The organism is Rhodoferax sp. SPJ21 (assembly GCF_058216335.1).
Genome location: NZ_JBYZMO010000003.1, coordinates 471,411 through 484,893, shown reverse-complemented (window position 1 = coordinate 484,893; position 13,483 = coordinate 471,411). Strand labels below are relative to the sequence as shown.

Annotated in this window: 9 protein-coding genes; 3 read left to right on the top strand and 6 right to left on the bottom strand. The window is 62.5% G+C overall.

What is annotated here, in order from left to right:
• Positions 1-36: 36 nt before the first annotated feature.
• The gene (locus tag AC4BBN_RS17495; RefSeq protein ID WP_490593274.1) at positions 37-1,089 is read right to left on the bottom strand and encodes a quinone-dependent dihydroorotate dehydrogenase; all 1,053 of its coding nucleotides are present in this window, start codon (positions 1,087-1,089) and stop codon (positions 37-39) included.
• Positions 1,090-1,131: 42 nt separating this feature from the next.
• On the opposite strand from AC4BBN_RS17495, the gene rpiA reads away from it, so the two are divergent.
• Positions 1,132-1,803 (top strand): ribose-5-phosphate isomerase RpiA, encoded by a 672-nt coding sequence (gene rpiA / locus AC4BBN_RS17490; RefSeq protein WP_490593273.1) that lies wholly within the window; start codon positions 1,132-1,134, stop codon positions 1,801-1,803.
• Positions 1,804-1,806: 3 nt separating this feature from the next.
• On the opposite strand, the gene AC4BBN_RS17485 is transcribed toward rpiA, so the two are convergent.
• The 5 genes from AC4BBN_RS17485 to AC4BBN_RS17465 all read right to left on the bottom strand — a co-directional run bounded on the left by AC4BBN_RS17485 (position 1,807) and on the right by AC4BBN_RS17465 (position 8,829).
• Positions 1,807-2,442 carry a DUF4124 domain-containing protein gene (locus tag AC4BBN_RS17485; protein WP_490593272.1) on the bottom strand — a complete coding sequence of 212 codons (636 nt, stop codon included), beginning with the start codon at positions 2,440-2,442 and terminating at the stop codon, positions 1,807-1,809.
• A gap of 186 nt (positions 2,443-2,628) precedes the next feature.
• A complete protein-coding gene (locus AC4BBN_RS17480; RefSeq protein ID WP_490593271.1) occupies positions 2,629-4,692 on the bottom strand; it encodes a M3 family metallopeptidase in 2,064 nt (687 codons plus the stop codon).
• 30 nt (positions 4,693-4,722) lie between these two features.
• Positions 4,723-5,577 carry a bifunctional methylenetetrahydrofolate dehydrogenase/methenyltetrahydrofolate cyclohydrolase FolD gene (gene folD, locus AC4BBN_RS17475; RefSeq protein ID WP_490593270.1) on the bottom strand — a complete coding sequence of 285 codons (855 nt, stop codon included), beginning with the start codon at positions 5,575-5,577 and terminating at the stop codon, positions 4,723-4,725.
• Between the two features lie 73 nt (positions 5,578-5,650).
• Complete coding sequence (locus tag AC4BBN_RS17470) at positions 5,651-6,277, bottom strand: response regulator transcription factor (RefSeq protein WP_490593269.1); 627 nt, start codon at positions 6,275-6,277, stop codon at positions 5,651-5,653.
• Complete coding sequence (locus tag AC4BBN_RS17465) at positions 6,274-8,829, bottom strand: PAS domain S-box protein (protein WP_490593268.1); 2,556 nt, start codon at positions 8,827-8,829, stop codon at positions 6,274-6,276. Before AC4BBN_RS17465 ends, AC4BBN_RS17470 begins: the two co-directional genes overlap by 4 nt.
• Before the next feature lie 209 nt (positions 8,830-9,038).
• On the opposite strand from AC4BBN_RS17465, the gene aceE reads away from it, so the two are divergent.
• The gene (gene aceE / locus AC4BBN_RS17460; RefSeq protein WP_490593267.1) at positions 9,039-11,744 is read left to right on the top strand and encodes a pyruvate dehydrogenase (acetyl-transferring), homodimeric type; all 2,706 of its coding nucleotides are present in this window, start codon (positions 9,039-9,041) and stop codon (positions 11,742-11,744) included.
• Between the two features lie 58 nt (positions 11,745-11,802).
• The gene (gene aceF / locus AC4BBN_RS17455; RefSeq protein WP_490593266.1) at positions 11,803-13,482 is read left to right on the top strand and encodes a dihydrolipoyllysine-residue acetyltransferase; all 1,680 of its coding nucleotides are present in this window, start codon (positions 11,803-11,805) and stop codon (positions 13,480-13,482) included.
• Position 13,483: the final 1 nt, after the last annotated feature.

Below are 13,483 nucleotides of genomic sequence, written 5' to 3'. Positions count from 1 at the left end.
GGAAGCTCTTTTTACTTGAAATACAAAATCGGAGGGTTAGCCGTATTTCTTGATAGCCAGCGCTGCCTTGTGGACCAGGGAGGGGCCTTGGTAGATCAGGCCGGTGTAGATCTGCACCACGTCGGCGCCTGCTTGTATCTTGCTCACGGCGTCGGCCGCACCCATGACGCCGCCCACGCCCACGATGGGAAACGCTTTGCCCAGCGCAGTGCGCAGCTGGCGGATCACGCGGTTGCTGGCCTGCAGCACCGGTGCGCCGCTTAGGCCGCCAGCCTCTTCGCCGTGCTGCATGCCTTGCACTGCCTCGCGGCTGAGGGTGGTGTTGGTGGCGACGACGCCATCCATGGCGTGGCGCTGCAGCGTTGCTGCAATGACGGCGACCTGGGCTTCATCCAGATCGGGCGCAATTTTCACGAAGATGGGCACGCGCTTGCCGTGTTGCTGGGCCAACTGGCCGCGCCGCTCGGCTATGGCGCCCAGTAGGGCGTCCAGCGCCTCGTCGCTTTGCAGTGCGCGCAGGTTTTTGGTGTTGGGGCTGGAGATGTTCACCGTGACGTAGTCGGCGTGCGGGTAGACACCGTCCAGTGCCAGCAGGTAGTCGTCAGTAGCGCGTTCGATCGGAGTCGCGGCGTTCTTGCCGATGTTCAGGCCCAGCAGCATGGGTGTGCCGCCAGCCTTGCTGCGGAAGCGCGCGCGCTGCACATTGGCTACAAAGGCTTCCAGCCCGCCGTTGTTGAAGCCCAGTCGGTTGATCAGTGCGTTCGCCTGGGGCAGGCGGAACATGCGCGGCTGCGGGTTGCCCGGCTGGGCCAGCGGCGTGACCGTGCCCACCTCCACAAAGCCGAAGCCCATGGCGCCCAGGCCGTCGATGCAGCGGGCGTTCTTGTCCAGGCCAGCTGCCAAGCCCACGCGGTTGGGGAACTGCAGCCCGGCCAGGGTGACGGGGTCGCTTACCCGAGGCTGGCGGTACAGGCACTCCAGCGGCGTACCCTGGGTGCGGGCGATGGCATTGAGGGTGGCGTCGTGTGCGGCTTCGGGGTCCATGCCAAACAGAAACGGGCGGGCCAGGGCGTAGGGGATAAGGGGCATTGGATAATTGGGGTTTTTCTACTTAACCTCGGATTTTCCCAGATGACACAAGATGAACTGAAAACCCTGGTCGGCCAGGCTGCGTTGCGCTACGTGGTGCCAGGCGAAATTGTGGGTGTGGGCACCGGCTCCACCGTCAACAAGTTCATCGACGCGCTGGCCACGATCAAGGACCAGGTCAAAGGCGCGGTGTCCAGTTCCGAGGCCAGCACCGCCAAATTGAAAGCGCTGGGCATCCCCGTGTTTGACGCCAACGACGTGGGCGAGCTGGCGGTGTACATCGACGGCGCGGACGAGATCGACGGCCTGGGCCATATGGTCAAGGGTGGCGGTGCGGCGCTAACGCGCGAGAAGATCGTGGCCGCCCAGTCGCGCCAGTTCGTTTGTATTGCCGATGAGAGCAAGCTGGTCCAGACCCTGGGCCAGTTCCCGCTGCCGGTGGAAGTCATCCCCATGTCGTCGAACCGCCTGGTGCGCCAGTTTGCCGCCATGGGTGGCCAAGCCAAGCTGCGCCTGAAGGACGGCCAGCCGCTGGTGACCGATAACGGCCAGTACATCCTGGACGTGACAGGCCTGCAGATCAGCGACCCGGTGGCGTTTGAGAACCAGGTCAGCCAGTGGCCTGGCGTGGTCACCGTGGGCGTGTTTGCCTTGCAAAAAGCCCATGTCTGTCTGCTGGGCACCGCGCAGGGCGTGAAAACCCTGGAGTTTTAAGCCCTAAAACTGGATGCCGCGCGGGTTGCGGCTGGTATCTACCGGCTCGGCAGAAGGCTCCGCAGGGGCCGGAGCAGGTGCTACTGGCGCTGCTGCTGGAGGTGCCTTGCTGGCCACCAGGGGCTGGGCCGGCGCACGTTTGTAGCTGGCTGGCAGTACCGATGATTTTGGGTAGGCCGCAGCGTCCAGGTACTGCGTCCATTCCACATCCGAGAAGCCTTTGAGCTGCTGGCCGCCAATGGTGCCAAACGGCAGGCTGGTTTCACCGCTGATGCGGCGCAGTGCTTCGGCGTCGGCATCGGTGTTCACGCTGCGCTCGGTAAACGGCACGCCGCGCTGCACCAGCAGATTGCGCGCACTTTCGCAGGGGCTGCAGCCGGTGCCGGTGTACAGCGTGACCGGGTAGCGCTTCACCACTTCTTGCAACTCGAACGGCAGTGACGCGGCATTCACCGCGCTGCTGCCGTTTTTGTTGGTGGTGGTGACCTTGGCCGGGCTGCTGGGCGCTGGTGGCTGGTCAGAGAACGTGACCTTGCCATCGGGGCCTACGATGCGATAAACCGTCTGGGCGCAGACGCTGCCAGCGGCCAGCGCCAATGCGGCGCAGGCCAATGCGGTGGTGAACGTGGTAGGACGCATCGCGGTTTCCTTTATTAATGGTGGCATCATTTCACAAGCCCAAGCTATGGTCATAACGCCGTTTCCCAGAGATACAGTGGATCCGGCTTTGCCGGGCCAGTGGTATCGCCCCCTGCATGTCGTATCGGCTTTTTAAACCGATACGAGGGGGGTTGGCGAAGCGTAGCGTAGCCTGGGGGTGAGCCATCAAACCTCAGCCATGCCTTGGTGGCGCAGCAATGCATCCAATGTCGGCGCGCGACCACGGAAAGCCTTGAACGACTCCATGGCCGGGCGGCTGCCGCCGGCTTCCAGTATGGACTGGCGGTAGCGGCGGCCGGTTTCGATATTGGCTGCGCCGTCAGCGCCGGCCGTTTCTTCGAACGCTGCGTACGCGTCGGCGCTGAGCACCTCGGCCCATTTGTAGCTGTAGTAGCCCGCCGCGTATCCGCCTGCAAAGATGTGGCTGAAGGTGTGCGCGGTACGGCTGAAGGCCGGTGCCTGCAGCACGGCGACCTCGTCACGCACCTTGCGCAGCAGGGGCATGAAGTCCTGGGCCGGGTCGTGCTCGGTATGCAGCAGCATGTCGAACAGCGAGAACTCGATCTGGCGCAGGGTTTGCAGGCCGCTCTGGAAGTTCTTGGCGGCGGTCATCTTGTCGAACAGCACGCGGGGCAGAGGTTCTCCAGTCACGACATGGGCTGTCATGTGCTTGAGCACATCCCATTCCCAGCAGAAGTTTTCCATGAACTGGCTGGGTAACTCCACCGCGTCCCATTCCACGCCACTGATGCCAGACACATCACGCTCGTTCACCTGGGTCAGCATGTGGTGCAGTCCGTGGCCGAATTCGTGGAACAGGGTGGTCACGTCGTCGTGCGTCAGCAGCGGCGGCTGACCGTCCACGCCGTCAGCAAAGTTGCACACCAGGTGTGCCACCGGGGTTTGCAATGTGTTCGTATCGGGGCGCAGCCAGCGGGCGCGCACGTCGTCCATCCAGGCGCCGCCGCGTTTGCCGGTGCGAGCCGACGGGTCCAGGTAGAACTGGCCTACCAGTTGGCGTGGTGCATCTGCCGATGTACCGCCCAGGCTGCGCTCTATGCGGTAGAACTCTACCGAGGGGTGCCACACGGGGGCGCTGTCGCGGCGGATGGAGACTTCGAACAGGGTCTCGATGATCTTGAACAGGCCGGCCAGAACCTTGGGTGCGGTGAAGTACTGCTTCACCTCTTGTTCGCTGAAGGCGTAGCGCGCTTCCTTGAGCTTTTCGCCCACATAGGACCAGTCCCACGGCTGGGGATCGGCCAGGCCCAGGTGCTCCGCGGCAAAGCTGCGCAGATCGGCCACGTCTTTTTCGGCAAACGGGCGGGCACGCACGGCCAGGTCGCGCAGGAAATGGATCACCTCGGCGGGCGATTCGGCCATCTTGGGCACTACCGAGACTTCGCCGAAGTTCTGGTAGCCCAGCAGGCGGGCTTCTTCCTGGCGCAGGGCCAGGGTTTCGCGGATCAGGGCGGTGTTGTCGAACTGCACGGCTTCGCCTTCGGCCTGGTCCGAGGCGCGGGTCACGTAAGCGCGGTACAAGCGCTCGCGCAAAGCGCTGCTGGTGGCGAACTGCATCACCGGCAGGTAGCACGGCATCTTCAGTGTGAGCTTGTAGCCGTCCTTGCCCTCGGCCTGGGCGGCGCTGCGGGCGGTGTGCTGTACATCGGCGGGCACGCCGTCCAGCTCGTCGGCGGCTGCGTAGTAGGCGTAGGCGTCGGTCGCGTCCAGCGCGTTTTCGCTGAACTTTTGGCTGATTTCGGCCTGGCGTTCCTGGATGCGGGCAAAGCGCTCCTTGGCTTCACCTTCCAGCTCGGCACCGCTGAGCACGAAGTTGCGCATGGCGTTGCGGTGGGCTTGCTGCTGTTCCGCGTTCAGGCTTGCCGTGTCCACGGCCTTGTATTTGGCATACAGGCGCTCGTCGGCGCCCAGGCGGGTCCAGAACTCGGTGACGCGGGGCAGGGCTTCGTTGTAGGCGGCGCGCAGGGCCGGGGTATCGGCCACGCTATTGAGGTGGCTGACGGCGCCCCAGGCGCGGCCCAGCTGCTCGGTGCTCACATCCAGCGCCTTGGCGATCTCGGTCCACTCGGCCGGGAAGTCAGGCTGGGTCACCGTGTCCAGTGCCGCATTTGCATGGGCCAGCAGCTGGTCCAGTGCGGGCGCCACGTGTTCGGGCTGGATCTGGTCAAACAGGGGCAGGTCAGAGAAGTCGAGCAGTGGATTGGTCATGGTGTAGATGTGGCGTTGAGCGCGATAGATTCAAGAGGCGGCAGAACGTTCCGCAGCTTCCAATGTATTGACCAGCAACATGGTGATGGTCATGGGGCCAACGCCTCCGGGCACGGGAGTGATATGGCTTGCGACCTGGCGCACACCGTCAAAGTCCACGTCGCCGCACAGCTTGCCGTTGTCGTCGCGGTTCATGCCCACGTCGAGCACCACGGCGCCGGGCTTGACCATATCGGCCGTCAGCACATTGCGCTTGCCCACGGCGGCGACGATCACGTCGGCCTGCAGGGTCATGGCTTTCAGGTCGGCCGTCGCACTGTGGCAGATGGTGACCGTGGCGTTCTTTTGCAGCAGCATCAGTGCCATCGGTTTGCCGACGATATTGCTGCGGCCGATGACCACGGCGTGTTTGCCGCGCAGGTCGTAGCCAATGCTTTCCAGCATCTTCATGCAGCCATAGGGCGTGCAGGGCCAGAAGCCGGGCGCGCCGGTCATCAGTGCACCTGCACTGGCGATGTGGAAGCCGTCCACATCCTTGGCGGGCGAGATGGCTTCGATGACCTTTTGCGCGTCAATGTGCGCGGGCAAGGGTAGTTGCACCAGGATGCCGTGGATGCTGGGGTCGTTGTTCAGGGCGTCCACGCGGGCCAGCAGATCGGCTTCGGTCATGTCGGCTTCGTACTTTTCCAGCACCGAGTGCAGGCCGGCATCGGCGCAGGCCTTGACCTTGTTCCGCACATAGACCTGGCTGGCCGGGTTGTCGCCCACCAGCACCACGGCCAGGCCGGGTGTGGTGCCACGGGTTTTCAGGGCTTGGGTGCGTGTAGCGACATCCAGGCGCAGTTTTTGGGACAGGGCGTTGCCGTCAATCAGTTCAGCGGTCATTATTCAAAAAATCAAGTAAAAACGCCCGCTGGCGCAGGTCAGACGGGCGTGAGGTGCTATGTAATATGTAGCGTCAGGTCTTGGGGGCGATTTGTCCCAAAGCGATTTTCAGCAGGTCGGCTACGGTGTTGGCGTTGAGCTTTTCCATGATGTTGGCGCGGTGCGCCTCGACCGTCTTGATGCTGATACCCAGGTCGTCGGCGATCTGCTTATTCAGGCGGCCAGCGACGATGCGCTCCAACACCTGAGATTCGCGGCTGGTCAGTTTGGACAGCAAGGCACCACGGCTGGCGGCTTGCTGGTGGTCGGTGAAGGTTTCTTTGGCGTGCTCCAGCATGCGCTCGACCAGGCCGACCAATTCGTCTTCCTTGAAGGGCTTCTGGATGAAGTCCATGGCGCCCTTCTTCATGGTATCGACCGCCATAGGCACATCGCCGTGGCCGGTGATGAAGACGATGGGCAGAGGCGACTTGCGTTCGATCAGGCGGTCTTGCAGCTCCAGGCCGGTCATGCCGCCCATGCGGATATCGACGATCAGGCAGGCAACTTCGCGGGCATCAAATCGGCTCAAAAAGGACTCTGCGGAATCGAAGCAGCGGACCCGGTAATCCTTACCTTCCAGCAGCCATTGCAACGAATCACGGACGGCTTCATCGTCGTCCACTACGTACACAGTACCTTTTTTAGGAATCAAACTCATGCAGTCACTCCGGGGGTTGGGGCGGGATTTGTGGGGCCACTCTGGGTAACAGGTAGTTGCGCCAGCGGGATCCAGAATGAAAAACGGCACCCTGTGCCTTCGTTTCCATTGTAGAGGTTCTCGGCTTGCATCCGGCCCAGGTGGGACTCGATGATGCTGCGGCACAGGTTCAGGCCGATGCCCATGCCTTCGGCCTTGGTGGAGAAGAAGGCTTCGAACAGGCGTTCCTTGACCTCGGGAGCCAGGCCTTTGCCGGTGTCGGTGACCGAGAACTCTATGCCGGCCTTGTCGTTTTCCATCTTCGGTACCACGCGTAGCTCGATGTTGCGCTGGGCGGTCGGGCGTTGCGCAAGGTCGATGGCCTCGGCCGCGTTGCGCAGCAGATTCACCAGCACCTGTTCAATCAGGATCGGGTCCACCAGCAGCCGGGGCAGGCGCGCCGCCACGTAATGGCTGAGGCGCACATTGCGCCGGCGCAGCTCAATGCCGGCCAGCTCTACCGCCTCGGACACCATATGCGCTACATCTGACTGTGTGCGGTTGGGTTCGCTGCGTTTCACAAAGGACTGGATGCGGTGGATGATTTGGCCCGCGCGCTGTGCCTGGCGCGCGGTCTTGTCCAGTGCGGCTAGTAGGTCGTCTTGCGCAATGCCGTTGCCCTTGATGCGCGAGACCATGCCGTTGCAGTAGTTGCTGATGGCGGCCAGCGGCTGGTTCAGCTCATGCGCCACGCTGGAGGCCATCTCGCCCATGGTGATCAGGCGGCTGGAGGATTGCGCGCGTTCGGCCTGGGCGGCAGACTGCTCTTCAGCACGGCGGCGCGGCGTGATGTCGGTGGCAATCACCATCTGCACCAGGCGACCGTCCACCCAGCTCAGGTAGCGCGAGCGCACTTCCAGCCATTTACCCAGGTCGGCCACGAAGATTTCTGCACTCTCGGACTGGGTGTCGGTCAGGCTGTCGGTGGGCAGGCCGACAAACGCATCTACGTCGTCTTCGTTTTCATCTTGTGTCGGGGCGGCGGGCACGCCGGCCTGGGCGGCCAGCTTTTCATGCCCCAAGGTCTGCACGCCAAACCATAGCCGGTACAGCTTGTTGGCAAACAGCAGCTCGTTGCTGTTGATGGGTGCCACCGACACCGAGGCGTCCAGTGCCTCTAGCACCTTGGTGAAGCGTTCGTAAGAGGCCGATAGCTGCTCGCGAATGCGGTTGGGCTCGGTGATGTCGGTCATGGAGGTCATCCAGCCGGTTTGCTTGCCCACCGCGTCGATCAGCGGTGCCACGTACATGCGGCCGTCGAAAACCGTGCCGTCTTTGCGTTTCACCCGCACCTGGAAGCCACCAGGTGGCGTGCGGCCGTTGAGTTCGTCTTCCAGCCTGGCAGCCAGATATTCGCGGTCTTCCTCGGGCCAGTGCGCAAAGGGTGCGGTATGGCCTACCAGGGCGGATTCGCTCCAGCCCGTCATGCGGCAAAACGCCAGGTTCACATAAGTGATGCGGCCCTGCATGTCCAGCGCGCGCATGCCGGTCAGCATGGAGTTCTCCATGGCGCGGCGGAAGTTGGTTTCGGACAGCAACGCCTGCTGGGCCTGCAGGCGACGGCGGGTGTGCTTCCAGTTACCGATCAACATCCAGGCGGTCAGTACGCTCAGGGCGCCGACCAGCCAGAACAGGCCGCTGCCGATCACCCCTTGCGATGTGCGGTAGGCCTGGGCGCGCAGGATCAGGCCATTGCCTACAGGTGAAACCGGTATTTCATAAGGCTCCGCCTGGCTGGACCAGGGTAGCAGCCGGTGGCTGACCGAGCGAATCGGCAGTGCATTGCCGGCCAGTACCTGGTTATTGCCGTTCAGCAGGGCGACGGCGTACTTGGCCAGCACCTCGGCGGGCACCCCGTAGCGCAGCAGGCTGTCGTTGGAGTATTCGGCCAGCAGCACGCCGGCAAAGCGGCCCCGGTCGGCCAACGGAATATGCAGCTGCAGCAGCGGGACGGCATCGACAGCGCCAGCCGGCTGCGCATACACCGGCTGCTGCAGGTCGCGCGCCAGACTGAAGGTACTTTCGGTGTCGCCGCCCGGGCGCAAAAAGGTGTCCACCGCGCGGGTTTGCGAGGAGGGCAGGCTGGGCGAGGCGTAACTGGCCTTGACGCGGCGGCGCTCATCGATCCAGCTGACTGCCTGCAGGTCCGGGTGCTGGGCCACCAGCGACTCGGCGCGGCTGATGAACTCGTCCACATCCACCTCTTCATTGGAGATGTCGCGGCCTATGCGCATTAGCTGCTCTTGGCGCTCCAGCAGGCGCAGACGGATTTGCTGTTGGGTGTATTCCACATCGCGTTTCACGGCCTCCTGTTCGCGGTCAATTTCCTCCAGCCGCAAATACATGAAGGACGAACCGATAGCGGCGAAGAACAGCAGCACCGCAATCAGCGGCGCCATCATGGCAAAGCGGTCTTGGCGGTGGGGCGATTGCCGGCTCCACCAGCGCCGCCACCATTTATGGGGCGCGATAGGCGAGGGCAAAAAAGAAGAGGAAGGGGGGCGCAAAGGCATGTTCGAAGTGTAGGGGACGCGTGGCCTACACCGGTTAGCAAGACAAAGACCATGGGGGCTTATCCTGAATTTTAAGCGCTTTTAATTCACATTGTGAAATCAGTGTTCACATATTGAAAATACAAAACTTTTATGCAAAAATAGACAGGTCGCTCAAAAAAATTGCGTCAACCCCTCAAAATACCTCTTCCCAACAAAGGAGACAAAGCATGTCAGCTGTACCTGAGAGCCTGTTTGGAGCCGCCACGACGGATGCGGACAGCCAGGAGACCCGCGAATGGATGGACGCCTTGTCCGCTGTGATTGAGAGTGAAGGTCCGGAGCGGGCGCACTTTTTGTTGGAGCAGTTGCTGGAACATGCACGCCAAAAAAGCATAGACATGCCCTTCTCGGGCAACACCGGCTATGTGAACACCATTGCCCCTGAGCACGAAGCCCGTTGCCCCGGCAACATCGAGATCGAAGAACGCCTGCGCGCCTATATGCGCTGGAACGCCATGGCCATGGTGGTCAAGGCCAACCGCCATCACCCGGTAGACGGTGGTGACCTGGGCGGCCATATCGGCTCCTTCGCCTCGCTGGCCCACATGTTTGGCGCCGGCTTCAACCACTTCTGGCACGCCGAGAGCGAAAACCACGGTGGCGATTGCCTGTACATCCAGGGCCATGTGTCGCCCGGTGTGTACGCTCGCGCCTACCTCGAAGGCCGCCTGACCGAAGACCAACTGCTGCACTTCCGCCAGGAAGTCGATGGCAAGGGCCTGTCCAGCTACCCGCATCCCAAGCTGATGCCCGAGTTCTGGCAGTTCCCCACGGTCTCCATGGGCCTGGGCCCGCTGATGGCCATCTACCAGGCCCGTTTCCTGAAATACCTGCACGCCCGTGGCATTGCCGACACCGCCAACCGCAAGGTCTGGGTGTTCTGCGGCGACGGCGAAATGGACGAAGTCGAATCCCTGGGCGCCATCGGCCTGGCCGCGCGTGAAAACCTGGACAACCTGATCTTCGTAGTCAACTGCAACCTGCAGCGCCTGGACGGTCCTGTGCGCGGCAACGGCAAGATCATCCAGGAGCTTGAAGGCGAGTTCCGTGGTGCTGGCTGGAACGTCATCAAGCTGCTGTGGGGCAGCGAGTGGGACAGCTTGCTGGCCCGCGACAAGGACGGCGCGCTGAAGAAGCTGATGATGGACACGCTGGACGGCGACTACCAGGCCTTCAAGGCCAACGACGGTGCCTACGTGCGCAAGCATTTCTTCGGACGCGATCCACGCACGCTGGAAATGGTCGCCCACATGAGCGATGACGAAATCTTCGCCCTGAAGCGCGGCGGCCATGACCCTAAAAAGGTTTATGCAGCCTACGACAAGGCCGTCAACCACACCGGCCAACCGACCGTGCTGCTGATTAAGACCGTTAAGGGCTTTGGCATGGGCAAGAGCGGCGAAGGCAAGAACAACGTTCACCAGACCAAGAAGCTGACCGACGAAGACATCAAAATCTTCCGCGACCGTTTCAACATCCCAATTCCCGACAGCCAACTGGCTGAGATTCCGTTCTACAAGCCAGCCGACGACACCCCGGAAATGCAGTACCTGCACGAGCGCCGCAAGGCCCTGGGCGGCTACCTGCCACACCGCCGCGTGAAGGCCGACGAGAGCTTCACCGTGCCCGCGCTGGAAACCTTCAAGTCGGTGATCGAACCTACGCCCGAAGGCCGTGAAATCTCGACCACCCAAGCCTATGTGCGCTTCCTGACTACGCTGCTGCGTGACCAGGCCCTGGGTCCCCGCGTGGTGCCCATCCTGGTGGACGAAGCCCGTACCTTTGGTATGGAAGGTCTGTTCCGCCAGATCGGTATCTACAACCCCGCAGGCCAGCAGTACACCCCGGTCGATAAAGACCAGGTCATGTACTACAAGGAAGACAAGGCCGGCCAGATTCTGCAAGAAGGCATCAACGAAGCCGGCGGCATGGCCAGCTGGATCGCTGCGGCCACCAGCTACAGCACCAGCAACCGCATCATGGTGCCGTTCTATGTGTACTACTCGATGTTCGGCTTCCAGCGCATTGGCGACCTGGCCTGGGCAGCGGGCGACATGCAAGCACGCGGCTTCCTGTTGGGCGGCACGTCTGGTCGTACCACGCTGAACGGCGAAGGCCTGCAGCACGAAGACGGCCACAGCCACATCATGGCCGGCACGATTCCGAACTGCATCAGCTACGACCCCACGTTTGCGCATGAAGTCGCCGTCATCCTGCACCATGGCCTGAAGCGCATGGTCGAGAAACAGGACAACGTCTATTACTACCTGACCCTGCTGAACGAAAACTACGCCATGCCTGGCCTTACCGCCGGCACCGAAGAGCAGATCATCAAGGGCATGTACATGTGCAAGCCGGCCACCGACGGCAAGGGCGTGGTCCAGCTGCTGGGTTCGGGCACCATCCTGCGCGAGTCGATTGCAGCGCAAGAACTGCTGGAAAAAGAGTGGGGCGTGTCCGCCAACGTCTGGAGCTGCCCAAGCTTCAACGAGCTGACCCGTGACGGCCAGGACGCCGAGCGCTTCAACCTGCTGCACCCGCTGGAAACCCCACGCGTCAGCTTCGTTGGTCAGCAGCTGGCAGGCCAAACCGGCCCGGTCATTGCCTCCACCGACTACATGAAGGCCTACGCCGAGCAGATCCGTCCGTTCATCCCCAAGGGCCGTACCTACAAGGTGCTGGGCACCGACGGCTTTGGCCGCAGCGACTTCCGCAGCAAGCTGCGCGAGCACTTTGAAGTGAACCGCTACTACATCGTGGTGGCTACGCTGAAGGCCCTGAGCGAAGACGGCACGGTGCCGGCTGCCAAGGTGGCAGAGGCGATCGCCAAGTACGGCATCCAGGCCGACAAGATCAACCCGCTCTACGCTTAAACACTCACCTCGCAGGACCGGCCACCCCGGTCCTGTCCGCATCTTTGGAGACACAAACATGGCATTGATTGAAATTCATGTCCCCGATATCGGGGACTTTGACGAGGTGACGGTGATCGAGCTGATGGTCAAGCCCGGCGACACCGTGAAGGCCGACCAGTCGCTGATCACGGTAGAGAGCGACAAGGCCTCGATGGAAATCCCGTCCAGCGCGGCTGGCGTGGTGAAAGAATTGAAAGTCGCCCTGGGCGACAAGGTCAAGCAAGGCTCGCTGGTGGTGATGCTGGAAGTCGCCGGTGGCGCTGCCGCCGCTCCTGTAGCTGAAGCGCCAAAAGCGGCTGCAGCGCAGGCAGCACCTGCGCCAGCAGCTACAACTCCTGTAGCAGCCCCTGCTGCAGCGCCCGCCGCTGCAGGCCCGGTCCAAATCTTCGTTCCCGATATTGGCGACTTCAAGGACGTGACCGTCATCGAAGTCATGGTCAAGGTCGGCGACACCATCAAGCAAGAGCAATCGCTGATCACCGTAGAGTCCGACAAGGCCTCGATGGAAATCCCCTCCAGCGCTACCGGCGTGCTCAGAGAGCTGAAGGTCAAGCTGGGCGATACCGTCAACATCGGCGACCTGCTGGCTGTGCTGGAAGGCGTGGCCGCTGCTGCGCCCGCTGCAGCCGCACCGGTAGCTGCCGCCGTGGCCGCACCAGCGCCCGCCGCCGCTCCCGTGGCTGCTGCAGCTGCGGCTCCTGTGGTGGCTGCCGCGGCCGCACCCGCAGCGCACAACCCCACCGTGGCGCCCACCGGCAGCCTGCCGCACGCATCGCCCTCGGTGCGCAAGTTCGCCCGCGAACTCGGCGTGCCGCTGGACGAAGTCAAGGGTACGGGCCGTAAGGGCCGCATCACCGATGCCGACGTGCAAAGCTTCACCAAGTCCGTCATGGCAGGCACAGCCCAAACCAAGGCCCAGGCCGCAGCAGCACCCAAGGCTGCAGCTGGCGGTGGTGGTGAGGCCCTGGGCCTGCTGCCCTGGCCTAAGGTGGACTTCAGCAAGTTCGGCCCGGTCGAGCGCAAGGACATGTCGCGCATCAAGAAGATCAGCGGCGCCAACCTGCACCGCAATTGGGTCCTGATTCCGCACGTTACCAACCACGACGACTGCGACATCACCGAACTCGAAGCCTTCCGCGTCAGCATGAACAAGGAAAACGAGAAGGCCGGTATCAAGCTGACCATGCTCGCTTTCATGATCAAGGCCAGCGTGGCGGCCCTGAAGAAGTTCCCCGAGTTCAACAGCTCGCTGGACGGTGACCAACTGGTGATGAAGCAGTACTTCAACATCGGCTTTGCGGCAGACACGCCAAATGGCTTGGTAGTGCCCGTGATCAAGGATGCCGACAAGAAGGGCGTGATCCAGATTTCGCAAGAAATGGGTGACCTGGCCAAGAAGGCGCGCGACGGTAAGTTGGGCCCGGCCGACATGAGCGGCGCCTGCTTCACCATCTCCAGCCTGGGCGGCATTGGTGGGCGGTACTTCACCCCCATCATCAACGCGCCTGAAGTTGCCATCATGGGCGTGTGCAAGAGCCAGATCGAACCCAAGTGGGACGGCAAGGCCTTTGTACCCAAGCTGATGCTGCCGCTGTCTTTATCGTGGGACCACCGCGTGATCGACGGCGCTGCCGCAGCCCGCTTCAACGCGTACTTCGGCCAGGTGTTGACCGACTTCCGCCGCGTTCTGCTCTGAT

Bases quoted from the DNA above. Each gene is read 5' to 3' on its own strand.
- AC4BBN_RS17495 (WP_490593274.1), bottom strand. From the start codon at position 1,089: ATGCCCCTTATCCCCTACGCCCTGGCCCGCCCGTTTCTGTTTGGCATG.
- rpiA (WP_490593273.1), top strand. From the start codon at position 1,132: ATGACACAAGATGAACTGAAAACCCTGGTCGGCCAGGCTGCGTTGCGC.
- AC4BBN_RS17485 (WP_490593272.1), bottom strand. From the start codon at position 2,442: ATGCGTCCTACCACGTTCACCACCGCATTGGCCTGCGCCGCATTGGCG.
- AC4BBN_RS17480 (WP_490593271.1), bottom strand. From the start codon at position 4,692: ATGACCAATCCACTGCTCGACTTCTCTGACCTGCCCCTGTTTGACCAG.
- folD (WP_490593270.1), bottom strand. From the start codon at position 5,577: ATGACCGCTGAACTGATTGACGGCAACGCCCTGTCCCAAAAACTGCGC.
- AC4BBN_RS17470 (WP_490593269.1), bottom strand. From the start codon at position 6,277: ATGAGTTTGATTCCTAAAAAAGGTACTGTGTACGTAGTGGACGACGAT.
- AC4BBN_RS17465 (WP_490593268.1), bottom strand. From the start codon at position 8,829: ATGCCTTTGCGCCCCCCTTCCTCTTCTTTTTTGCCCTCGCCTATCGCG.
- aceE (WP_490593267.1), top strand. From the start codon at position 9,039: ATGTCAGCTGTACCTGAGAGCCTGTTTGGAGCCGCCACGACGGATGCG.
- aceF (WP_490593266.1), top strand. From the start codon at position 11,803: ATGGCATTGATTGAAATTCATGTCCCCGATATCGGGGACTTTGACGAG.